Origin of the sequence: Sphingobium wenxiniae (genome assembly GCF_007830065.1) — a bacterium.
In the GTDB taxonomy this organism is placed as follows: Bacteria; Pseudomonadota; Alphaproteobacteria; order Sphingomonadales; family Sphingomonadaceae; genus Sphingobium; species Sphingobium wenxiniae.
On record NZ_VLKK01000001.1, the window covers coordinates 202,508 to 222,752 of the forward strand.

The following is a 20,245-nucleotide window of genomic DNA, read 5'->3' on the forward strand; positions in this document are numbered from 1 at the left end:
CGAACAGGGAGAATGCCACATGACGGACGTGAACCCGGTTTCCACCCCGCCCAGCATCGCCGCCAGGGCAAAGGCGATCATCCTCAAGCCCAGGGAAGAATGGCCGGTCATAGACGCCGAACCGGCGACCATCGGCGGCATCTTCACCGGCTATGTGCTGATCCTGGCGGCCATCCCGCCGCTCGCCGCGCTCATCGGCGGCCAGATTTTCGGCTATGGCGCGCTTGGCGTCACGTTCCGCCCGTCGCTCGTGGGCGCGATCAGCATGGCGATCGCCCATTATGTCTTCGCGCTGATCGGGCTCTTCGTCCTCGCGCTCATCATCGATTTCCTCGCGCCCCAGTTCGGCGGGCGGAAGGACAGGGTGAAAGCATTCAAGGTCGCCGCCTATTCCGGCACGGCGGGCTGGCTCGCGGGCATTTTCTCGCTGGTGCCTTCGCTCTCGATCCTCGGCATCCTTGGGCTCTACAGCCTCTATCTCCTCTATCTCGGCCTGCCGCGCCTGATGAAAGCGCCGGAGGACAAGGCGCTGGTCTACACCATCGTCACCATCGTCGCCGCCGCGATCCTCTTCATCGTCGCGGGCGCGCTGGCGCGACCCTTCGGCACGATGTTCAGCGGCGGCTATGGTCCGTCCACGGTCAGCGGCGAAATGACCGTCCCCGGCGTGGGCAAGGTCGACCTCGGCAAGCTCGACGCCGCCAGCAAGCAGATGGAAACCGCCGCCCGGAAGATGGAGGACGCCGCGAAGAACGGCACGTCCGCCGCCGTCGCCCCCGCCGCCTTGCAAGCGATGCTCCCCGAAAAGATCGGCCGCTTCACCCGCACCGAGATCGAAAGCAGCGGCATGTCGGCGGGTGCCCGCGCCAGCGCGCGCTATACCGCCGGGGAGGACGACATCCGCCTCGAACTGACCGACATGGCCGCCGCCGGAGCCTTTGCGGGCCTGGGCGCGGCGCTTAACGTCCAGTCCAGCAAGCAGACCGCCACCGGCTATGAGAAGACCCAAACCGTCGATGGCCGCATCGTGACGGAGGAATGGGACAATGAGAGCCGCCATGGCAAATTCGGCACCACCCTCGCCAACCGTTTCATGGTGGAGGCCAACGGCACCGTCGCCAATATCGACGAACTGAAAGCCGCCGTGAACGCCATCGGCCTCGACCGCCTCGCCGCGCTGGCGAAGTGAATGGCGGGTTTGAGTGGATTCCCGCACTCCTCCGTCATCCCAGCGAAAGCTGGGATCTCTCTTCTAGGGCGCGGACGAAGCCCAAGTGAGATCCCAGCTTTCGCTGGGATGACGGGCATTGAATGGCGGAAAATGGCCCAAAACAGCCACAAATGACAGCCGGATCAGGCCGCCGCTCCTCCCGCATCTTCCTCCAGCCGCCCTTCATGCAGCCGCACCACCCGGTCCATTTTCTGCGCCAGCCGCTCATTATGCGTCGCCACGAGAGCGGCGGAGCCTTCCCCCCGCACCAGCCGCAGGAACTCCGCCAGCACCACATCCGCCGTCCGCTCGTCCAGATTGCCGGTCGGCTCGTCCGCCAGTACCAGGGCGGGCTGGTTCGCCAGCGCGCGCGCCACCGCCACGCGTTGCTGCTCGCCGCCCGAAAGCTGGCTCGGCCGATGCTCCAGCCGGTGGCCCAGCCCCAGCGATGTCAGCAGCGATTCCGCTCTCGCCCGCGCCGCCGCCATTTCCACATCGCGGATCACCTGCGGCAGGATCACATTCTCGACCGCGTTGAAATCCGGCAGCAGGTGATGGAACTGATAGACGAAGCCCAGCGCATCGCGCCGCAGCCGCGTCCGCCCGTCATTGTCCAGCTTCGCCGCTTCCTCGCCGCCGATGCGGATCGACCCGTCGAAGCCGCCCTCCAGCAGCCCCACTGCCTGCAACATGGTGGACTTGCCTGATCCCGACGGCCCCAGCAGCGCCACGATCTCCCCCGGCCCCACGTTCAGGTCGACGCCGCGCAGCACCTCGATGGTGACGCCGCCCTGCGTGAAGCTGCGCGTCAGCCCCGTGACCTTTAGAACGTCATTCATAACGCAGCACCTGCACGGGATCGGTATTGGCGGCCTTGAACGCGGGATAGAGCGTCGCAAGGAAGCTGAAGATCAGCGCCATCAGGCAGATGATGGTGATTTCCACCGGATCGGGCTTGGACGGCAATTCGGTGAGGAACCGGATCGACGGGTCCCACAGATTCTGCCCCGTCACGAACTGGATCGCGTTCACCACCGCCTGCCGGAAGAAAAGGAAGGTGAAGCCCAACACCATGCCCGCCGCCATGCCCAGCGCGCCGATGGTGACGCCCACCGTCATGAAGATCTTGACCAGACCGCCCCGGCTTGCCCCCATGGTCCGCAATATCGCGATGTCCCGCGTCTTGGCGCGCACCAGCATGATGAGGGAGGAGAGGATATTGAACACCGCCACCAGCACGATGATGGACAGCACCACGAACATCGCGACCCGCTCCACCGCCAGCGCCTCGAACAGCGACGCGTTCATCTGCCGCCAGTCGTTGATGACCGCGCGGCCCGCAACCTTCGCGGCCAGCGGCTCCAGGATCGCGCCTACCTTGTCGGGGTTCACCGTCTCGATCTCGATCATGCCGACCACGTCGCCCAGCAGCAGCAGCGTCTGCGCATCCTCGATCGGCATGACCACGAACGCCTTGTCATAATCATAGACACCGACCTCGAAGATCGCCGCGACCTGATAGGAAACTTGCCGGGGCACCGTGCCGAACGGCGTCGAGCGCCCCGCCGGGTTGATGATGGTGATGCTGTCACCCAGTTGGATGCCCAGATTCTCCGCCAGCCGTGACCCGATCCCCACCTTGTCGCTGCCCGCGGTCAGGTTGTTGAGGCTCCCCGCCAGCACTTTGCCCTTCAGCGTCGCATTGCCGCGGATGTCGGGCACGGCCATGCCGCGCACCAGCACCGCCTCGACCCGCCCCTGAAAGGTCGACAGCAATGGCTGTTCGATCATCGGCGTGGCGCTGGTGACGCCGGGGGTATCCTTCGCCTGCTTCAATATGCTCTGCCAGTCCGGCAAGCGCCCGCCATAGCCCTGCACGACCGCGTGGCCGTTCAGTCCCACGATCTTGTCGAACAGCTCCGCGCGGAAGCCGTTCATCACGCTCATGACGATGATGAGAGCCGCGACTCCCAGCATCACCGCGACCAGGCTGATCCCCGCGACCAGGAAGATGAAGCCCTCGCCCTTGCCGGGCAGCAGGTAACGCTTGGCGATCATGCGTTCGTATCGGGATAGAATCATGACGGCGCGGACGGCCCCTTGGAAATTGCCTGTCCGCTCCTCTAGCAGGCTATGGCCCCACGGCAAGCATTGCCGCATTGTTGCAACGCGGCCACAGGGTGCAGGACAAAATCACAGCGGTGCGGAAATAGGCCGTGACAGCAACGCTCGGCCGCCATAGCAAAGCAATCGAAGCACAGGTAAACAAGGCCGTGGTTCAGGGATCCTGCTTCCTCTTTTCGAGCTTAGGGGGCTAAGAAAAGAGTTGAGGCAGACCAAGGGGGAGGCGAGAAATCGTCCATCAGTGCCCGGATCGTGGAAACGCGATCCGGGCGCTTTTGCTATGGCGGGTTCGGGTATAGCCATCAACCGCGCAACACAATGCTGCATCCTGCGCGGCATTGCGGTGTCGAAGGGGAAATTTCCTGTCTTTCCCTCCCCTTGAAACCCCGTTCCGCCGAACCATATCGCGTCTGTCCGGCCGCCATCAGGGACCGGATATAGTATCGCGGGACGCCGTTTTCCGGGTCCGGCATGTTCATTCTGCTCTTTGGGAGATTATGACAATGCGTGGTTTTGACCTTACCCCCTATCGCCGCTCGACCGTCGGCTTCGATCGTCTTTTCGACCTCATCGAAAACAACGCCCGGTTGCAGCAGGGCGACAATTATCCGCCCTTCAACATCGAACGCCTGTCGGAGGATCGCTATCGCGTGACCCTCGCCGTCGCGGGCTTCCGCTCCGACGAGTTGGAGATCACCGCGCAGCAGAACCTGCTCCAGGTGTCCGGCCGCAAGGAGGAAACGCAGCCGACCGACCGCGCCAAGTTCGTGCATGTCGGCATTGCCAACCGCAGCTTCGAGCGCCGCTTCGAACTCGCCGATTTCGTGCGGGTGGAGAAAGCGGACCTGGCGGACGGCCTGCTCATCATCGAACTGGTCCGCGAAGTCCCCGAAGCCATGAAGCCCAAGAAGATCGCCATCAACGGCGGTCAACTCGTGGAAATCGGCAACGACCGCGACGCGGCCTGACGGATCATCGGGGCGCCGCCTTTCCGGCTGCGCCCCTTCCCATCAGATTTCTACCTGACTGCCTAGCTCGACCACGCGATTGGTCGGCAAGCGGAAGAATTCCATCGCGCTTTCCGCATTTCGCAGCATCCAGGCGAAGATCTTTTCCCGCCACAGCGGCATACCCGGCTTGGCTGACGGCAACAGCGTCTGCCGCGCCAGGAAGAAGCTGGTGTCCATCATCTTGAACGCCTGCCCGCAGCCGCTGACGTTCTTGAGCGCCGCCGGCACGTCCGGCTCCTGCATGAACCCATATTGCAGCACCATGCGGAAGAAGCCGTGGCCCAGCTCTTCCAGCTTGCACCGACCGTCATCCTCGACCACCGGCACATCCTTGATTTTGACGGTCAGCAGGATGACCCGCTCATGCAGCACCTTGTTGTGCTTGAGGTTATGCAGCAGCGCATGGGGCACGCCATCGGGCGTCGAAGTCATGAACACCGCCGTCCCCGGCACCCTGACCGCGCTGTTGGCGGCCGACGCCACGAACACGGGGATCGGCATCGCCGCCTCCCGCAGGCGGTCCTGCATCAGCTTGCGCCCGCGCGACCAGGTGGTGAGCAGCGTGAACACCACGAAGCCGATCAATAGCGGGAACCACCCGCCGTCCGGCACCTTCGTCAGGTTCGCCGCCAGATAGGCGCCGTCCACGATAAAGAACACCGCCAGCACCGGCGCGGCATAATACCAGCGCCAATGCCACAGGCGGAACAGCACCACCGTCAGCAGCAGATTGTCGATGAACATCGCGCCCGTCACCGCGATGCCATAGGCCGCCGTCAGGTTGGACGATGTCTGGAACACCAGCACCAGCAGGATGACCATGATCATCAGCCCCCAGTTGACGAGGGGGATGTAGATCTGTCCCGCCGTGGACGCGCTGGTATGCGCGATCCGCAGGCGCGGCATGAAACCGAGTTGAATAGCCTGCTGCGTGACCGAGAACGCGCCGGATATCACCGCCTGACTGGCGATGATCGCGGCCATGGTGGCCAGCCCCACCAGCGGCAACTGCGCCCATTGCGGGGCGAGATGGTAGAAGGGGCTGTGCAGCGCCGCCGCGCCTTCGCGGAACAGCAGCGCGCCTTGCCCCATATAGTTCAGCATCAGCGCGGGAAGCACGAAGGCCAGCCACGACACCCGGATCGGACTGCGCCCGAAATGCCCCATATCGGCATAGAGCGCCTCCGCCCCCGTCACCGCCAGCACCACGGACCCCAGCGCGAGAAAGGCCGGAAGCGGATCGGTCACGAAGAACATCAGCGCCCAATAAGGGTTCAGCGCAAAGACGATCCCTGGCGTCTTTATGATGCTGATGACGCCCAATGTCGCGATGGTCACGAAATAGAACAGCATGATCGGCCCGAACAGGGTTGCGACCCGGCTGGTCCCCCATCCCTGAATCCAGAACAGGCCGAGCAGGATCAGCACCGCCACGGGCAGAATGGCCGGGCCGAATCCCGGATTATAGACGGCAAGCCCTTCCACCGCCGACAGCACCGACACGGCGGGCGTAATCATCGAATCGCCATAGAACAGGGCTGTTGCGAAAACCCCCAGCAGGACGATACCGCTCGACCAGCGCGGCGTCTTGGTCTGGCCGTTTATCAGCGCCAGCAGCGCCAGGCTGCCGCCTTCGCCCTTGTTGTCCGCCCGCATGATGATCGAGACATATTTCAGCGTCACGACCAGCATCATGGACCAGAACATCAGGCTGATGACGCCCAAAATGTGATCCGGGTCGAGATCGAGATGATGATGCCCCGCGAAGGTTTCGCGGAATGCGTAAAGCGGGCTGGTGCCGATGTCGCCGAAGACGATGCCGATGGCGCCCACGACCAGCTTTGCCGTCGCCTTTTGCCGGGCATGGCCGTGGCCCTGCTCTTCCCCGTCCGCTGCGATCACTGCATCGGGGTCTGTCTGTTCAGCCATGAAGGGAACGCCGAGTGGTCATGTTTTTTTCGACACCTGCGCCACGGAGGCGACCTCTTTATGCCTCAAACCGCCGGCCCCTATCACGCCTCTTTCACCCGCGCAATGCGCCTTCCGTGCCGGCTGCTCCTATTCGGGACGCGCGCCTTCCGATGCAAGCAGGGCATCAATACGTCCGATATTGATCTTCAGTTCCGCCTTGAGCGTGCTGCCTTCTGGCAGCGTTTCCGCCAAAGGCGCCCAAAGCGCGCGGGCGCGCCGCAACTGGCCGCTTCTGGCCAGCGCCAGTCCATAGAAGAAGCGCGGCGCGATCGCCTTTTCATCAACGGCCATGGCGCGGCGATAGGCGAACTCCGCGCCGGGGGAGACGACGCCGTCGGCGTGCGCGACCAGCGCATTGCCAAGGCCAAGCCAGAGATTGGGGTCGTCCGGCGTCTGGCGCAGTCCGGAAAGCAGGACGTTGGCGGCTTCCTTGCGCTTGCCCTGGCGTCCCAGGCCATCGGACATCATCAGCCATTGCCCGGCAGGGCCGTAGCGTTCGGCCAGCGCCCGCCTTTGTTCGGCCAGCTCCTCGTCGAACGATGCCGCCTGCGCGCCTGCGGACTTCCGGGGCGTTCCCGCAAGACCGGGATGCCCTTGCCAGGCGTAACCCGCCAGCCCGATCAACAAGGCGGCGGCGGTTATCTCCCGTGCCGTCCTGGGAATGGAAACGGCATAGAAAAGAACAAGCACCACGAGCAGCGCGAGGCCGGCGGCGATCACCCATCCCGTCATGACCGCTTCCTCCGCTTGATTCGCGCCCGCAGCAGCAACAGCCCCAGGAACAGAAGCACCGCCGGCGCGGCCCAAAGCGGCCACAGGATCGGCGCGGCCGTCGGTTCATAGCTCACCCAATCGCCATAGCGTTCGATCAGCCAGGCGCGAATATGCTCCGGCGTTTCGCCTGCCATGATCCGTTGGCGGATTTCCGAGCGCATGTCGCCCGCCATGCTGGCGTTGCTGTCCGCGATGGACTGGCTCTGGCAGGTGAGGCAGCGAATCGTCTCCATCAGCCCCCGCGCCTTCCTTTCCAGCGCCGGGTCATCGATCTGCCGGTCCGCATAGGGCGCGGGCGGCAAGGCGGACTGTGCCAGCGCAGGCGCGCTCGCCAGCAAGAGCATGACGGCCAGCAATCCCCTCATTGTGCGCTTCTCAGCCGGTCGAGGATCATCGGCACGTCATCGGCCCGGATGTCGCCGATATGCTGATAGGCGATCTGTCCCTTGCCATCGATCACGAAGGTTTCCGGCACGCCCGAAGACCCCATCGCGATCTGCACCGCACTGCGGGCGTCAAGACCGATGCGGGCATAGGGATTGCCGTAGCGGCGCAGGAAAGCATCCACGTCGGCGCGCGCGTCGCGGATGGCGATGGCGTCGATCTCCGCCCCCGCCCGCTTCAACGCCATGAGCTGCGGCGCTTCCGCGGCGCAGGGCAGGCACCAGCTCGCGAAGATGTTGAGCAGGCGCGGCTTGCCGGTCGCAAGCTGAGAACTCGCCAGAGGCGGACGGTCGCTGGCGGCGGCGGGGAGCGTGAAGGCGGGCAAGGGCCTCCCCACCATCTTCGACGAGATGACGCGATCGTCGGGCTTGAGCAGCCCGCTCGCGAACAGGCCGAAAAAGCCCAGGAACAGGACCAGCGGCAACCAGATCAGCATCTTCCTCATGCCGCCGCCCTCGCCCGCCATTTCATCAGCCATCCGCGCCGCTCGCGCCCGACCAGCGCCAGCGCGCCGCCCAGGGCGATCATGATCCCGCCAAGCCAGATGAATGTGACGAAGGGCTTCCACCAGACCCGGACCTGCCACCGTCCATCGCCGGTTTCCTGCCCCAGCACGACATAAAGCTGCCCGTTCCAGCGGGTCAGCAGCGCGGCTTCGGTCGTGGTGGTCGGCGGGGAGGCGAAAAAGCGCGACTGCGGATGAAGTTCGACCGCGCCGCCGCCGTCCCGGCTCGCCGTCATGTCCGCCTGCAACGCGGTCCAGTTGTCGCCCGCGATCGGCATGATCCGCGTGAAGCGCAACGCCCATCCCGCCGTTTCGATCGTGTCGCCGGGACGCGCGGCCGCCAGTTTTTCCACCGTGAAGGCGGAATCGGAGGCCATGCCGCCCAGACTGACCGCACAGCCCAGATGCGCGATCACCATGCCCCAGGTGAAAAGCGGCGTGCGTCGCAGGTTCCGCTTCCATAGCGGCGCAACGCTCCCCACGGCCACCGCCACGGCGATCACCAGCCCCGCCAGGGGCAGGACGCCGATCCGCCCCCAGGCCAGCGCCACGACGAGCGCGAGCGTGACGAGCGCGACGGCCGCGGGTATCAGCAAACGTCCGGCGACAGCGCGAAACCGGTCCCGCCGCCAGCGCGTCAACGGTCCCGCCGCCATGGCGATCATCAGGACCAGCGCAATGGGACCTGCCATCCGGTCGAAATAGGGCGCGCCCACGGAAACCTTGTGCCCGAACGCCTCCGTCAGCAGCGGATAAAGCGTCCCGATCAGCACCAGTCCCAATATGACCGAAAGCAGCAGGTTGTTGACCACCAGCATCGTTTCGCGGCTGACCAGTTCGAAGGGCGCGCCTTCCCGCACCGCCCCGATCCGCCAGCCGAACAGCGCGAACGCACCCCCGATATAGATCGCCAGCAAGGCGAGGATGAACGTCCCGCGCTCCGGATCGACGGCGAAGGCATGGACGCTCGTCAATATGCCCGACCGGACCAGGAAAGTGCCCACCATCGACATGGAAAAGGCGATGACCGCCAGCATCACCGTCCATGCCCGCAAGGCGTCGCGCGTCGCGAGCACCGTTACCGAGTGCAGCAGGGCGGTCGCCGCCAGCCACGGCATCAGCGAGGCGTTCTCCACCGGGTCCCAGAACCACCAGCCGCCCCAGCCCAGCTCATAATAGGCCCAATAGCTGCCCGCCGTGATCCCCAGCGTCAGCATCACCCATGCCGCCAGCACCCATGGCCGCATCGCCCGCGCAAAGGCGGCGTCCACCTGCCGCGTCAGCAAAGCGCCCAATGCAAAGGAAAAAGCGACCGAAAGTCCGACATAGCCGAGATACAGCGTCGGCGGATGGAAGGCGAGGCCGGGATCCTGCAACAGCGGGTTCAGCCCCTGTCCGTCGGCCGCGGGCGGGTCGATCCGGGCGAAGGGATTGGAAGAAAACAGCAGGAACGCATAGAAACCGAGGCTGATCGCCGCCTGTGCGCCCAGCGTCGCCATATGGGTGCTCCGCCCCAGCGCCCGCTCGAACAGCGCGACGGCGCTCCCGGCGGCGCCCATCACCGTCACCCAGAGCAGCATCGATCCTTCATGATTGCCCCACGTTCCGGCGAACTTGTAGAGCCACGGCTTCATCGAATGGCTGTTGGTAACGACCAGCATCACCGACATGTCCGACCGCAGGAACAACAGGATCAGCGACAGGAAAGCGAGCAGCGTCAAAAGCCCCTGAGACACCGCCACCGGCCGCACGGCTCCCAGCAATTCCTCCTTGCGCCCCGCCAGACCGAAGACGACCAGCACCAGTTGCAGCAGCGCGAGCGCCGCCGCCAGCCACAGCGCGGCAAGTCCGGCCTCCGCGATCATTGCCCGGCCTTCATCTGATGGGTTTTCTCGTCATATTGCATTCCCTCAAGCTCGCGCGGCATATAGCGTTCGTCATGCTTGGCGAGCAGGTTGGTGGCGACGAAAGTGCCCTTCGTGTCGAAAGCCCCTTCGGCCACGACGCCTGATCCTTCGCGGAACAGGTCCGGCGCGATGCCGCTGAAGATCGCGGGCACGCGCGCCTTGCCGTCCGTCACGTCGAAATGGATCGTAACGCCGTCCGCCGCGCGCCTGAGGCTGCCCTTGACGACCATCCCGCCCAGCCGGATCGCCTTGCCCGGCTCGACGCCCTTGGCCTTCACGTCGGCGGGCGCATAGAAATAGGCCGCCTCGTCCTTGAGCGCCGATGCCGCCAGCAGGCCCGCGCCGATCAGCGCGGCCAGCGCGGCCAGCGCCAGGATCAATCGTTGATGCTTGGCCTTCATGGGCGGGGCCTGTCCTCCGCTTGCCCCTCCGCCTCGCGCATGGCGCGCCAGCTCAGGACGATGACCGTTGCGGTCGCTAACAGGGCGAGCGCATAGGCGGCCGCTACAAAAGCCCATTGGTTCATTGACCTATCCCCGCGCCAGACGCTGCATCCGCGCCTCTATCTTGTTGCGCGCCAGCAGGGTCCGCATCCGCATCAGCACGATGGCGCCGAAAAGCAGGCTGAATCCCAGGAACGTCAGCCCCAGCGGCCATAGCAGCGACCCGTCGATGCTCGACCCGCGCAGCGTGATGCTTGGCCCCTGATGCAGGCTGTTCCACCACACAACCGACCGATTGATGATCGGAATGTTGATCGCGCCCACCAGCCCGAAAATGGCGGTCACGGCGCTAACGCCCCCCTGCCCCTGCCGCGCGCTGGCATTGGCGAGCGCGATATAGCCAAGGTAGAGGAACAGCAGCACCAGCATGGACGTCATCCGCCCGTCCCATTCCCACCATGTTCCCCAGGTGGGCCGTCCCCAGATCGACCCGGTGGCAAGGCAGATGGCCGTGAACAGCGCCCCCGGCGCGGCGAGCGCCCGCCCCGCGATGGAAGCGAGCGGATGCCGCCAGACCAGTTGCATGAGCGCCGCAACGGCGATCCCGCTCCAACCCGCCATGCCCAGCCAGGCGGCGGGCACATGGATATAGAGGATACGGACCGTCTCTCCCTGAAGATAGTCAGCGGGCGTGACGAACAGGCCGCAGAAACATCCCGCCAGTATCAGTGACAGGCCGGGCCAGAACAGCCAGCCCGTCAGCGGCCGTGCGATCTTCAAAAAGCGGGCGGGATTGGCGAAACGATGCATCGGGCAGTGTCTTAGACGCGCCTTTCGCGTAACGCCAGTGGGGGCTTTCCCCGTTATAACATGGCCGTCGGCGGAAACCGCCCAAGGTTTTTTATGCCAGACAGGCGACAAATGACATGGGAGTGACTATATGCGCGGCAACGGCGCCCCTTATGGGGACCGACAGGATCGGTTATGGACCCGCTCACACCCATGTTGACGACACATCCTTTCGACGACGACAAGCTGCGCGAGGAATGCGGCGTTTTCGGCGTTTCCAACGCTGAAACCGCATCGGCCATCGTGGCGCTCGGCCTTCACGCCCTCCAGCATCGCGGTCAGGAAGCCGCAGGCATCACGAGCTGGGACGGTCACGATTTCCACACCCATCGCGCCATGGGCCATGTCGCGGGCAATTTCGACCGCGATGAAGTGATCCGCGGGCTGCCGGGCCATTATTCCTGCGGCCATGTGCGCTATTCGACCACGGGCGAAACCTCGCTCCGCAACGTCCAGCCGCTCTATGCCGAATTGAATTCGGGTGGTTTCGCCATCGCCCATAACGGCAATATTTCCAATGCCATGAAGCTGCGCCGCGAACTCATCCGCCGCGGCTCCATCTTCCAGTCGACATCCGACACCGAAGTCATCATCCATCTGGTCGCCACGTCGACCTACCGGACGCTGCTCGACAAGTTCATCGACGCGCTCAAGCAACTCGAAGGCGCCTATTCCCTCATCGTCATGACGCCCGAAGGCATGATCGCCTGCCGCGATCCGCTGGGTATCCGGCCGCTGGTGATGGGGAAGCTTGGCGACGCCACCGTCTTCGCGTCCGAAACCGTGGCCCTGGATGTGATCGGTGGGGACTATGTCCGCTCCATCGAGCCGGGGGAACTCGTCATCGTCACCCATGAAGGCGATGTGCGGAGCCACCGCCCCTTTGGCGAGGTTCATCCGCGTCCCTGCATCTTCGAACATGTCTATTTCAGCCGCCCCGATTCGATCGTGGACGGCTCCAGCGTCTATTCGGTCCGCAAGGCGATCGGCGCGCAGCTCGCCATCGAAAATCCGGTGAATGCCGACATCGTCATCCCGGTGCCCGACAGCGGCGTTCCGGCCGCGCTCGGCTACGCCCAGCAATCCGGCATACCGTTCGAACTGGGCATCATCCGCTCGCACTATATCGGCCGCACCTTCATACAGCCGGGCGACAAGGTCCGCCATCTGGGCGTCAAGCTCAAGCACAACGCCAACCGCGCGCTGATCGACGGCAAGCGCATCGTGCTCATCGACGATTCGATCGTGCGCGGCACCACCAGCCTCAAGATCGTGCAGATGATGCGTGAGGCGGGCGCGGCCGAAGTCCATATGCGGATCGCCAGCCCGCCCACGCGGCATAGCTGCTTCTATGGCGTCGACACGCCCGAACGCGGCAAGCTGCTGGCGCACCGCATGGACGTGCACGGTATGCAGGAGTTCATTCAGGCGGACAGCCTGTCCTTCGTATCCATCGACGGCCTCTACAAGGCGCTGGGCGAAGCGAAGCGGGCCGACATCCGCCCGCAATATTGCGACGCCTGTTTCACCGGCGACTATCCCACCACGCTCACCGATCAGGATGATTCGGTGGTTCACAATCAATTCGAAATGCTGGCCGAAAGAGTGGTCTGAATCTAAAGACCGTTCTTCTTCGCCGCTTTTCCTGCCCTGACGCGCCTCGCCCCGCGCGAGGACGATTGGATGTTCCATCATGACCGATACTCTTCCCCTTTCCGGCAAGCTCGCGCTCGTGACCGGCGCCAGCCGGGGCATCGGCGCCGCCACGGCTGAAGCGCTGGCGGCGGCGGGTGCGCATGTCATCCTCACCGCCCGCACCAGCGGCGGACTGGAGGAAGTGGAGGAACGCATCCATGAAGCGGGCGGCCATGCCACCATCGCCCCGCTCGACCTGATCGACGGCGAGAGCATCGGCCGTCTGGCGCAGGCCATCGGCGGCCGCTGGCAGGCGCTGGACATTCTTGTCCTCAACGCCGCCACGCTGGGTTCCCTGGCCTCTGTCCCGGCCATCGACGCCAAGGAATTCGCGCGCCTGCTGATGCTCAACATCGCCGCGCCGCAAGCCTTGGTCGCCGCCTTCGACACCATGCTCCGCGCCAGCAAGGATGCGCGAGTCGTGGCGCTGACCTCCTCGGTCGCTGCCACGCCGCGCGCTTATTGGGGCGCCTATGGCGCATCCAAGGCGGCGCTGGAAACGCTGGTCGGCGCCTATGGCGAGGAAGTGAGGAACATCTCCGCCATCCGCACGCATATCGTCGATCCCGGCGCGACCCGCACGGCCATGCGCGCCCGCGCCTTCCCCGGCGAAGACCCCGCGACGCTCAAGGAACCGAAGGTGGTGGCCGACGCCATCGTCGACATGATCCGCGCCGACACGCCGACCGGTTTCCGCACGCGGATCGGCTGAACCTCAGCCCGGCTTTACCAGCGTCACCTGCGCGACGTCGATGGTGCCGCCCAGGAATCCCCCTTCGCAATACATCAGATAATAGCGCCACAGGTCCACGAAATGCCGGTCGAAACTGGCGGGCAACTGTCCCGCATCGACCACGCGCTCGAACCGTTCGCGCCAGCGCCGCAGCGTTTCGGCATAGTGCAGGCCAAAGCGTGACACGTCCCGCCACTCCAGCCCCTGCTGCTCCGCCATGGCGCGGAACCGGCTTTCCGAAATCAGCATGCCGCCGGGGAAGATATAGGTCTGGATGAAATCCGCGCCCCGGGCATAGCCTTCGAATATCGCGTCATCCATCAGGATATACTGGATCGCCGCCCGTCCGCCCGGCTTCAGCAGGCGATGGATGGCGGCCAGATAATCGGGCCAGTAACGCTGCCCCACCGCTTCCACCATTTCCACACTGGCGATGGCGTCATATTGCCCCACGGCATCGCGATAGTCGGTCAGCAGGATGCTCGCGCCCGATCCCAGCCTGTCGCGCGCATAATCCGCCTGCTCGGTGGAAAGCGTCAGGCCGTCATAGCGCACCGCCCACCGCTCCATCGCCCGTTCGCCAAGCCCGCCCCAGCCGCATCCGATCTCCAGCAGGGAAGCCCCATCCCGCAGAGCGAGCCGATCCAGGATCGCGTCGGCCTTGCGCCGCTGCGCCGCCTCCAGACTCTCCGACCGGTCGGCGGGATCGATGAACAGCGCGCTCGAATAATGCATGTCCGCATCGAGCCACAGCGCATAGAAATCATTGCCCAGATCATAATGATAGGCGATGTTCCGGCGCGATCCGATCCGGCTGTTCCGCCGCGCCCAGTGCAGCGCGCGCCCGGCCCATCGCGCGGGGCCGCGGGGCCGCGCGACATTGCCCAGCGCCTCGGCATTCCGCATGAACAGGGCGAACAGAGGGACCGGATCGGGACTCGTCCATTCCCCCGCCGCCCAGGCGCGATACCAGCCGACCGATCCGCCCGTCGCCAGCCGCAGCAGCGCACGCCAGTGGACCACATGCACTTCGCACACCGGCCCCGGAGCGCGCCCGCCCAATATCCGCCGCGTTCCGTCCGGCAGCAGGGCCTCCAGCGCGCCTGCCTCCAATCCCTTGTCGATCCGGTCCAGCAGCCTGTGAAAGCGCGGTCCCACCATCCGCGCCAGCAGGCTGGCGGGTCCATGGGAGGGTGGACGCCGGGTGCCCAGCGCCGCCTTTCCCCTTCGGGGTTCGATCGCGTTCATGACGTTCGTCTCTGCCTCATGCCGGCGCGGCCCGCAATGGCGCATGGAATCCGATTCGATCCATGGACGCGCGACGCAACCGGGCTTATCTCCTGTCTCGATCAGCAATAGCGCCCGCGTCACGGCGGGACGATGAAGATAGGGATTCACGGCGTCCATGCCAAAGGATGAAGATCGCGGCTATCGCCCCTGCGTAGGCATCATGCTCGTCAACATGGACGGGCAGGTCTTCGTGGGCCAGAGAATCGACAACAGGGCCGACGCCTGGCAGATGCCCCAGGGCGGCATAGACGAGGACGAGGACCCGAAAGCGGCGGCCTTGCGCGAACTGGGCGAGGAAACGGGCATCACCCGCAAGCTTGTGGAAATCATCGCCAAGGCGCGCGACGAGCATTTCTATGACCTGCCGCCTGAATTGATCGGCCAGATCTGGGGCGGCAAATATCGCGGCCAGCGGCAGATATGGTTCCTCGCCCGCTTCCTGGGCCAGGACAGCGACATCAATATCGAAACGCCGCACCCGGAATTTCGCGCATGGAAATGGACCGCGCCCGAAACGCTGCCGGACCTGATCGTCCCCTTCAAACGCAAGCTCTATCGCGACATATTGCACGAATTCCAGTCGCTCATCTGAACGGTTCATCCCATCGGGGTTAAATTTCCCGGACGAGCGGCTATGACGCCCCCCATGCGTCATTCTCTGTTTCTGCTGCCTTTTTTCTTCACGTCCGTCGCCCGCGCGGAGGAGCCGCCGCTCCTGCCGCCCGCCGTTCGGGAAATGCTGGAAGCCGCCATCGCTAACGGCAATGAGACGGAGATCGTCACCATCGCCAAGATCGCGCGGCAGACCAACCCCGCCTCCTCCGACGAAATCCAGCGGATGGTGACGAGCTGGAAAGACCGGACGAAAGCCACCCATGACGCGGTGATTCGCGAAGCCCGCTTCACGGACCTCTGGACCGGGCGGATCGAGGCGGGCGGTTTCCGCTCCACCGGCTCCACCAGCGAAATCGGCATCAGCGCCAATGCGACGGCGACCCGGACAGGCATCGAATGGTCGCACAAGCTGACCGCCAGCGCCGACTATCGCCGCGCCAACGGCGTCACGTCGCGCGAACGCTATTTCGGCAGCTACGAGCCGCGCTATCAGTTCGATCCGCGCGGCTTCGCCTACGGCCTCGTCCAGTTCGAGCGGGACACGTCCATCGGCTATGACGAACGCTACACCGCATCGACCGGTATCGGCTACAAGCTGATCGTCAGCAAGAAAGTCGACCTGACCGTGGATGCCGGTCCCGCCGTCCGCCATGCCAAATATGTGAGCGGCGAGCGCGAAACCAAGGTCGGGGGACGCGCTTCCATGGATCTGGCTTGGCGCATCACGCCTACCCTGACCTTCAAGCAGACGGCGTCGGGCTATGCGGAAAGCCGGGTCTTCACGCTCAATTCCCTGACCGCGCTCGAAACCAAGGTGACGGACCGCTGGTCGGCCGCCCTTTCCTACAACGTCCAATATGAATCGGAAACGCTGCTGTCCGACAAGGATTTCGACACGCTGAGTCGCCTGACCCTCAGCTATGATTTCTGATTCTCCACCTGCAAATTTTACGCGATTACGCCGTTTACAAGCCCATCGTCATGCCATGATCCCTTCCGGCCATTTCCAGCCATTCCACATCGATGCCAGCTTTCGCCGTCATGACGGCTGGGAGATGCCCGCCCACCACCCATGAAAGCCGTCCGGCCCGGAGGATTGCAAACGCCATAACCGCCAAATTTCACGAGGGGTGGAGGGCCGCGCCGCGCTCTGTTAGACCATCGGAAATGACAGCCATTTCACCCGCGGAACAGGCCGTTCTGGACCATGTATCGGCAGCGCCGATGCTGGAACAGGTGCAGGCGTGGGCCGCGGTCAACAGCGGGTCGCGCAATCTGGACGGCCTTGCCCGGCTGGCCGCGATGCTGGCCGACGCCTTTTCCGCCCTGCCTGGCCACATTCGCCTGATCGATCCTGCGCCCGTCGAGAGCGTCTCCCCCGACGGCGTGCTGTTGCAGGTCGGCCATGGCCGCCACCTCTTCCTTTCCGTCCGTTCCGAAGCGCCGGTCCGCGTCCTGCTGACCGGCCATATGGACACGGTCTTCGCCGCCGATCACCCCTTCCAGGCGCAGCGATGGCTGGACGACGCGGTGCTGAACGGCCCCGGCGTCGCAGATATGAAAGGCGGTCTCGCCATCATGCTCGCCGCGCTTCAGGCCGTGGAAACATGGGAAGGCCGCGCCGCGCTGGGCTATGATGTCGTCATCAACAGCGATGAGGAAGTGGGCAGCGCCTCCTCCGCCGGCCTGCTGCGGCAGAGGGCGGCGGGCAAGGTCGCGGCCTTCACCTATGAACCCGCTCTCCCCGACGGCACGCTGGCAGGCGCGCGGGCGGGCAGCGGCAATTTCTCCATCATCGTCACGGGCCGCAGCGCCCATGCCGGCCGCAATCCCAACGAAGGCCGTAACGCCCTGCTCGCCGCCGCCGACCTCGCACTGCGCCTCAAAGCGGCGAGCGGCAGCGGCTTTTCCTGCAACCCGGCGCGAATCGATGGGGGCGGCCCCAATAATGTCGTGCCCGATCACGCCATTCTCCGCGTCAATTTCCGGCCCCGCACCCCCGCCGACGAAATCGCCGTCCGCTGCCTGATCGAAAGCAGCATGGAAGCGGTCGCCCGCGACCATGAAGTCGCCATGCACCTCCATGGCGGCTTCGGGCGCCCGCCCAAGCCCATGGACGAAAAGGCGGAAAATCTCTTCAACCTCGTCCGCCGCTGCGGCGCGGATCTGGGCCTCTCGATCGACTGGCGCGACACGGGCGGGGTGTGCGACGGCAACAATATCGCGGCCTGCGGCGTGCCGGTGGTGGACACCATGGGCGCGCGGGGAGGCGCCATCCACAGCCCGGACGAATATCTGATGACCGACAGCCTGCCCGAACGCGCCCGCCTGTCCGCGCTGGCGCTGATGCGGATCGCGCAGGGGAAATAGAGCGAGAGAGGATGACGGCTTGACCTTCTTCATGCGGACCGCGCGGGCGGATGATCTTCAGACCCTCTACGAAATGGCGAAGCTGACCGGCGGCGGCTTCACCAACCTGCCCCCCGACCGCAAAGCGCTGGCCGCCAAGCTCGAAAGGACCGAACAGGCGCTGTCCCGCACAGACGAGAGCATCCAGGACGAACTGATCCTGATGGTGCTGGAAAACGCCCAGACCGGGCAGGTGCGCGGAACCTGCCAGATATTCAGCATGGTGGGGCAAAGCTGGCCCTTCTATTCCTATCGCCTTGGCGTTCTGACTCAGCATAGCCGCGAACTCGGCCGCACCTTCCGCGCGCAGATGCTGTCGCTCACCACCGACCTTGAAGGCTCGACCGAAGTCGGCGGCCTCTTCCTCCACCCCCGCGAGCGCGCCGAAGGGCTGGGCCTGCTCCTCGCCCGCAGCCGCTATCTCTACATCCGCAACCACCGCCCGCGCTTCGGCAGCCAGATCATCGCGGAACTGCGCGGCGTCATCGACGAAGCGGGCGGATCGCCTTTCTGGGACGGCCTGGCCGGGCGTTTCTTCGGCATGAGCTTTCAGGAAGCGGATGAATTCAACGCCATCAACGGCAACCAGTTCATCGCCGACCTGATGCCCAAGACGCCGATCTATACGGCCATGCTGACCGACAGCGCCCGCGCCGTCATCGGCCTGCCCCACCCCAATGGCCGCGCGGCAATGCGGATGCTGGAGACGGAAGGTTTCACCAACCCCGGCTATGTAGACATATTCGACGGCGGCCCGACCATGGTGGGCCAGATCGACTCGCTCCGCACCATCGCGCAGGCGCGCGACGTCACCCTTTCTGCCCTGCACGACAAAAGCGGGGACAAGATGCTGATCGCTACCGGCCGTCTTGCCGATTATCGCTGCACCTACGGCTTCGTGCGCGAGGGCGAGGATGGCGCGATCTCGCTGGACGCGGACAGTGCGGCCCTGCTCGGCCTTGAGCCGGGCGAGACATTCAGCATGGCGGGGCGGGCATGAGCGTCAGGGAAATCAATTTCGACGGGCTGATCGGTCCCAGCCACAATTATGCGGGCCTCAGCCTGGGCAACCTCGCCTCCGCCCGCAATGCCGGAGCCGTATCCCGCCCCCGCGCCGCCGCGCTGCAAGGGCTGGAGAAAATGCGCGGCAACATTCGCCTGGGTCTGATGCAAGGGCTATTCCTGCCCCAATGGCGGCCCGATAACGCATGGCTGGCCTTGCTCGGCACCAATGTCAGCCATGCGGAGCCGCATATCCGCGCGGCCGCCATGTCCGCGTCCTCCATGTGGGCCGCCAACGCCGCGACCGTCTCCCCCGCGAGCGATACGAGCGACGGGCGCACGCACCTCACCGTCGCCAATCTCGTGACGATGCCCCACCGCAGCCATGAATGGCCCCAGACGCTTAAGCAGCTTCAGATCGCCTTCGGGGCCAGCGACGCCTTCACGGTCCACGGTCCCATTCCGGCCCCTTTCGGCGACGAAGGCGCGGCCAATCACATGCGCCTCGCCGAAAGCCACGGCGCGCCCGGTGTCGAGGTATTCGTTTACGGCCAGTCCGGCGGCCCCTTCCCCGCCCGCCAGCATGTCGAGGCCAGCAAAGCCGTCGCCCGCCTCCACAGACTCGCCCCCGCCCGCACCCTCTTCGTCCAGCAATCGGAGGAAGCCATCGCGGCGGGCGCCTTCCACAATGACGTGGTCGCCGTCGCCAATGAGCGCGTCCTCTTCACCCATGAACAGGCTTTCGCCGACAAGGAAGCGTTCTACACCGCCCTCAAGGCCGCGCTCCCCGGCGTCGAAATCGTCGAAGTCCCCGCCAGCGCGGTGAGCCTTGCCGACGCGATCCGCAGCTATCTCTTCAACGCGCAGCTCGTGACGCTTCCCGACGGAGTCATGGCGCTCATCCTTCCCACCGAAGCACGGGAAACGCCCGCCGTCTGGTCCTGGCTCGAACGGATGGTGGCGGGCAACGGCCCCATCCGCCGCCTGGTCCCCGTCGATGTGCGGCAATCCATGGCGAACGGCGGCGGACCCGCCTGTCTGCGCCTGCGCGTCGTGGCCGATCCCGCCGATATCGACCCCCGCTTCCTTCTCGACGAAGCCAAGCTCGACCGCATCGCCGCCATCGTCGCGGATTACTGGCCGGAGGAAATCGCTCCGGCCGACCTTGCCGACACCCGGCTCATCGCGCGGATCGAACAATCATGGTTAACGCTGGTTGACCATTTGCAGCTTTCAGGCGACTTAATCCCATAGCGGCGGGCGG

The 20,245-nt window shown here is 65.0% G+C and carries 20 protein-coding genes; 9 read left to right on the forward strand and 11 right to left on the reverse strand.

The window, feature by feature from the left end; all coding sequences use genetic code 11:
- Positions 1 to 19: 19 nt before the first annotated feature.
- Positions 20 to 1,189, forward strand: a complete 1,170-nt coding sequence (locus tag IQ35_RS00890) for a Yip1 family protein (RefSeq protein WP_021246476.1) — start codon at positions 20 to 22, stop codon at positions 1,187 to 1,189.
- A gap of 164 nt (positions 1,190 to 1,353) precedes the next feature.
- On the opposite strand, the gene IQ35_RS00895 is transcribed toward IQ35_RS00890, so the two are convergent.
- Together IQ35_RS00895 and IQ35_RS00900 are read right to left on the reverse strand one after the other, a co-directional pair.
- Entirely contained in the window at positions 1,354 to 2,049 is a 696-nt protein-coding gene (locus IQ35_RS00895; protein WP_145071634.1) for an ABC transporter ATP-binding protein, read from the reverse strand.
- Positions 2,042 to 3,292, reverse strand: a complete 1,251-nt coding sequence (locus IQ35_RS00900) for a lipoprotein-releasing ABC transporter permease subunit (RefSeq protein WP_031291988.1) — start codon at positions 3,290 to 3,292, stop codon at positions 2,042 to 2,044. Before IQ35_RS00900 ends, IQ35_RS00895 begins: the two co-directional genes overlap by 8 nt.
- Before the next feature lie 539 nt (positions 3,293 to 3,831).
- On the opposite strand from IQ35_RS00900, the gene IQ35_RS00905 reads away from it, so the two are divergent.
- Positions 3,832 to 4,302: an Hsp20 family protein gene (locus IQ35_RS00905; RefSeq protein WP_031291985.1), complete on the forward strand. Its 471-nt coding sequence runs from the start codon at positions 3,832 to 3,834 to the stop codon at positions 4,300 to 4,302.
- A 42-nt stretch (positions 4,303 to 4,344) separates the two neighbouring features.
- Here IQ35_RS00905 and IQ35_RS00910 read toward each other — a convergent pair whose 3' ends face one another.
- The 8 genes from IQ35_RS00910 to ccmC all read right to left on the reverse strand — a co-directional run bounded on the left by IQ35_RS00910 (position 4,345) and on the right by ccmC (position 11,198).
- Positions 4,345 to 6,273 (reverse strand): potassium transporter Kup, encoded by a 1,929-nt coding sequence (locus tag IQ35_RS00910; RefSeq protein ID WP_145071636.1) that lies wholly within the window; start codon positions 6,271 to 6,273, stop codon positions 4,345 to 4,347.
- Between the two features lie 129 nt (positions 6,274 to 6,402).
- A complete protein-coding gene (locus IQ35_RS00915; RefSeq protein ID WP_145071638.1) occupies positions 6,403 to 7,047 on the reverse strand; it encodes a tetratricopeptide repeat protein in 645 nt (214 codons plus the stop codon).
- Complete coding sequence (locus IQ35_RS00920; protein ID WP_145071640.1) at positions 7,044 to 7,454, reverse strand: cytochrome c-type biogenesis protein; 411 nt, start codon at positions 7,452 to 7,454, stop codon at positions 7,044 to 7,046. Before IQ35_RS00920 ends, IQ35_RS00915 begins: the two co-directional genes overlap by 4 nt.
- Entirely contained in the window at positions 7,451 to 7,978 is a 528-nt protein-coding gene (locus tag IQ35_RS00925) for a redoxin family protein (protein WP_031291979.1), read from the reverse strand. Before IQ35_RS00925 ends, IQ35_RS00920 begins: the two co-directional genes overlap by 4 nt.
- Positions 7,975 to 9,903: a heme lyase CcmF/NrfE family subunit gene (locus tag IQ35_RS00930; RefSeq protein ID WP_021246468.1), complete on the reverse strand. Its 1,929-nt coding sequence runs from the start codon at positions 9,901 to 9,903 to the stop codon at positions 7,975 to 7,977. The genes IQ35_RS00925 and IQ35_RS00930 overlap by 4 nt, the downstream gene beginning before the upstream one ends.
- Positions 9,900 to 10,346 carry a cytochrome c maturation protein CcmE gene (gene ccmE / locus IQ35_RS00935; RefSeq protein ID WP_021246467.1) on the reverse strand — a complete coding sequence of 149 codons (447 nt, stop codon included), beginning with the start codon at positions 10,344 to 10,346 and terminating at the stop codon, positions 9,900 to 9,902. The genes IQ35_RS00930 and ccmE overlap by 4 nt, the downstream gene beginning before the upstream one ends.
- Entirely contained in the window at positions 10,343 to 10,471 is a 129-nt protein-coding gene (locus tag IQ35_RS21705) for a hypothetical protein (RefSeq protein WP_021246466.1), read from the reverse strand. The genes ccmE and IQ35_RS21705 overlap by 4 nt, the downstream gene beginning before the upstream one ends.
- 4 nt (positions 10,472 to 10,475) lie before the next feature.
- On the reverse strand, positions 10,476 to 11,198 hold the full coding sequence (gene ccmC, locus IQ35_RS00940) for a heme ABC transporter permease CcmC (protein WP_021246465.1): 723 nt from the start codon (positions 11,196 to 11,198) through the stop codon (positions 10,476 to 10,478).
- 174 nt (positions 11,199 to 11,372) lie between these two features.
- Here ccmC and purF point away from each other — a divergent pair, with 174 nt between their 5' ends.
- Entirely contained in the window at positions 11,373 to 12,851 is a 1,479-nt protein-coding gene (gene purF, locus IQ35_RS00945) for an amidophosphoribosyltransferase (RefSeq protein WP_021246464.1), read from the forward strand.
- Between the two features lie 79 nt (positions 12,852 to 12,930).
- Positions 12,931 to 13,644, forward strand: coding sequence for an SDR family NAD(P)-dependent oxidoreductase (locus IQ35_RS00950; protein ID WP_145071642.1), 714 nt, complete (start codon positions 12,931 to 12,933; stop codon positions 13,642 to 13,644).
- A 3-nt stretch (positions 13,645 to 13,647) separates the two neighbouring features.
- Here IQ35_RS00950 and IQ35_RS00955 read toward each other — a convergent pair whose 3' ends face one another.
- Positions 13,648 to 14,913, reverse strand: a complete 1,266-nt coding sequence (locus IQ35_RS00955; protein WP_031291975.1) for an SAM-dependent methyltransferase — start codon at positions 14,911 to 14,913, stop codon at positions 13,648 to 13,650.
- 157 nt (positions 14,914 to 15,070) lie between these two features.
- Here IQ35_RS00955 and IQ35_RS00960 point away from each other — a divergent pair, with 157 nt between their 5' ends.
- From IQ35_RS00960 to IQ35_RS00980, 5 genes are all read left to right on the forward strand, one after another.
- On the forward strand, positions 15,071 to 15,547 hold the full coding sequence (locus IQ35_RS00960) for an RNA pyrophosphohydrolase (RefSeq protein ID WP_021246461.1): 477 nt from the start codon (positions 15,071 to 15,073) through the stop codon (positions 15,545 to 15,547).
- Positions 15,548 to 15,601: 54 nt separating this feature from the next.
- Positions 15,602 to 16,501: a DUF481 domain-containing protein gene (locus IQ35_RS00965; RefSeq protein ID WP_145071644.1), complete on the forward strand. Its 900-nt coding sequence runs from the start codon at positions 15,602 to 15,604 to the stop codon at positions 16,499 to 16,501.
- Positions 16,502 to 16,737: 236 nt separating this feature from the next.
- Entirely contained in the window at positions 16,738 to 17,940 is a 1,203-nt protein-coding gene (locus tag IQ35_RS00970; RefSeq protein ID WP_145071646.1) for a hydrolase, read from the forward strand.
- A 19-nt stretch (positions 17,941 to 17,959) separates the two neighbouring features.
- Positions 17,960 to 18,979 carry an arginine N-succinyltransferase gene (locus tag IQ35_RS00975; protein WP_184204846.1) on the forward strand — a complete coding sequence of 340 codons (1,020 nt, stop codon included), beginning with the start codon at positions 17,960 to 17,962 and terminating at the stop codon, positions 18,977 to 18,979.
- A complete protein-coding gene (locus IQ35_RS00980; RefSeq protein ID WP_145071648.1) occupies positions 18,976 to 20,235 on the forward strand; it encodes an N-succinylarginine dihydrolase in 1,260 nt (419 codons plus the stop codon). The genes IQ35_RS00975 and IQ35_RS00980 overlap by 4 nt, the downstream gene beginning before the upstream one ends.
- The last annotated feature ends 10 nt before the right edge of the window (positions 20,236 to 20,245 follow it).

Excerpts from the sequence above, each read along its gene's own strand:
- IQ35_RS00890 (WP_021246476.1), top strand. The coding sequence starts at position 20 with ATGACGGACGTGAACCCGGTTTCCACCCCGCCCAGCATCGCCGCCAGG.
- ccmE (WP_021246467.1), bottom strand. The coding sequence starts at position 10,346 with ATGAAGGCCAAGCATCAACGATTGATCCTGGCGCTGGCCGCGCTGGCC.
- IQ35_RS00960 (WP_021246461.1), top strand. The coding sequence starts at position 15,071 with ATGCCAAAGGATGAAGATCGCGGCTATCGCCCCTGCGTAGGCATCATG.
- purF (WP_021246464.1), top strand. The coding sequence starts at position 11,373 with ATGGACCCGCTCACACCCATGTTGACGACACATCCTTTCGACGACGAC.
- IQ35_RS00955 (WP_031291975.1), bottom strand. The coding sequence starts at position 14,913 with ATGAACGCGATCGAACCCCGAAGGGGAAAGGCGGCGCTGGGCACCCGG.
- IQ35_RS00900 (WP_031291988.1), bottom strand. The coding sequence starts at position 3,292 with ATGATTCTATCCCGATACGAACGCATGATCGCCAAGCGTTACCTGCTG.
- IQ35_RS00920 (WP_145071640.1), bottom strand. The coding sequence starts at position 7,454 with ATGAGGGGATTGCTGGCCGTCATGCTCTTGCTGGCGAGCGCGCCTGCG.
- IQ35_RS00965 (WP_145071644.1), top strand. The coding sequence starts at position 15,602 with ATGCGTCATTCTCTGTTTCTGCTGCCTTTTTTCTTCACGTCCGTCGCC.
- IQ35_RS00910 (WP_145071636.1), bottom strand. The coding sequence starts at position 6,273 with ATGGCTGAACAGACAGACCCCGATGCAGTGATCGCAGCGGACGGGGAA.
- IQ35_RS00970 (WP_145071646.1), top strand. The coding sequence starts at position 16,738 with ATGACAGCCATTTCACCCGCGGAACAGGCCGTTCTGGACCATGTATCG.
- IQ35_RS21705 (WP_021246466.1), bottom strand. The coding sequence starts at position 10,471 with ATGAACCAATGGGCTTTTGTAGCGGCCGCCTATGCGCTCGCCCTGTTA.
- ccmC (WP_021246465.1), bottom strand. The coding sequence starts at position 11,198 with ATGCATCGTTTCGCCAATCCCGCCCGCTTTTTGAAGATCGCACGGCCG.
- IQ35_RS00895 (WP_145071634.1), bottom strand. The coding sequence starts at position 2,049 with ATGAATGACGTTCTAAAGGTCACGGGGCTGACGCGCAGCTTCACGCAG.
- IQ35_RS00980 (WP_145071648.1), top strand. The coding sequence starts at position 18,976 with ATGAGCGTCAGGGAAATCAATTTCGACGGGCTGATCGGTCCCAGCCAC.
- IQ35_RS00930 (WP_021246468.1), bottom strand. The coding sequence starts at position 9,903 with ATGATCGCGGAGGCCGGACTTGCCGCGCTGTGGCTGGCGGCGGCGCTC.
- IQ35_RS00915 (WP_145071638.1), bottom strand. The coding sequence starts at position 7,047 with ATGACGGGATGGGTGATCGCCGCCGGCCTCGCGCTGCTCGTGGTGCTT.
- IQ35_RS00925 (WP_031291979.1), bottom strand. The coding sequence starts at position 7,978 with ATGAGGAAGATGCTGATCTGGTTGCCGCTGGTCCTGTTCCTGGGCTTT.
- IQ35_RS00950 (WP_145071642.1), top strand. The coding sequence starts at position 12,931 with ATGACCGATACTCTTCCCCTTTCCGGCAAGCTCGCGCTCGTGACCGGC.
- IQ35_RS00905 (WP_031291985.1), top strand. The coding sequence starts at position 3,832 with ATGACAATGCGTGGTTTTGACCTTACCCCCTATCGCCGCTCGACCGTC.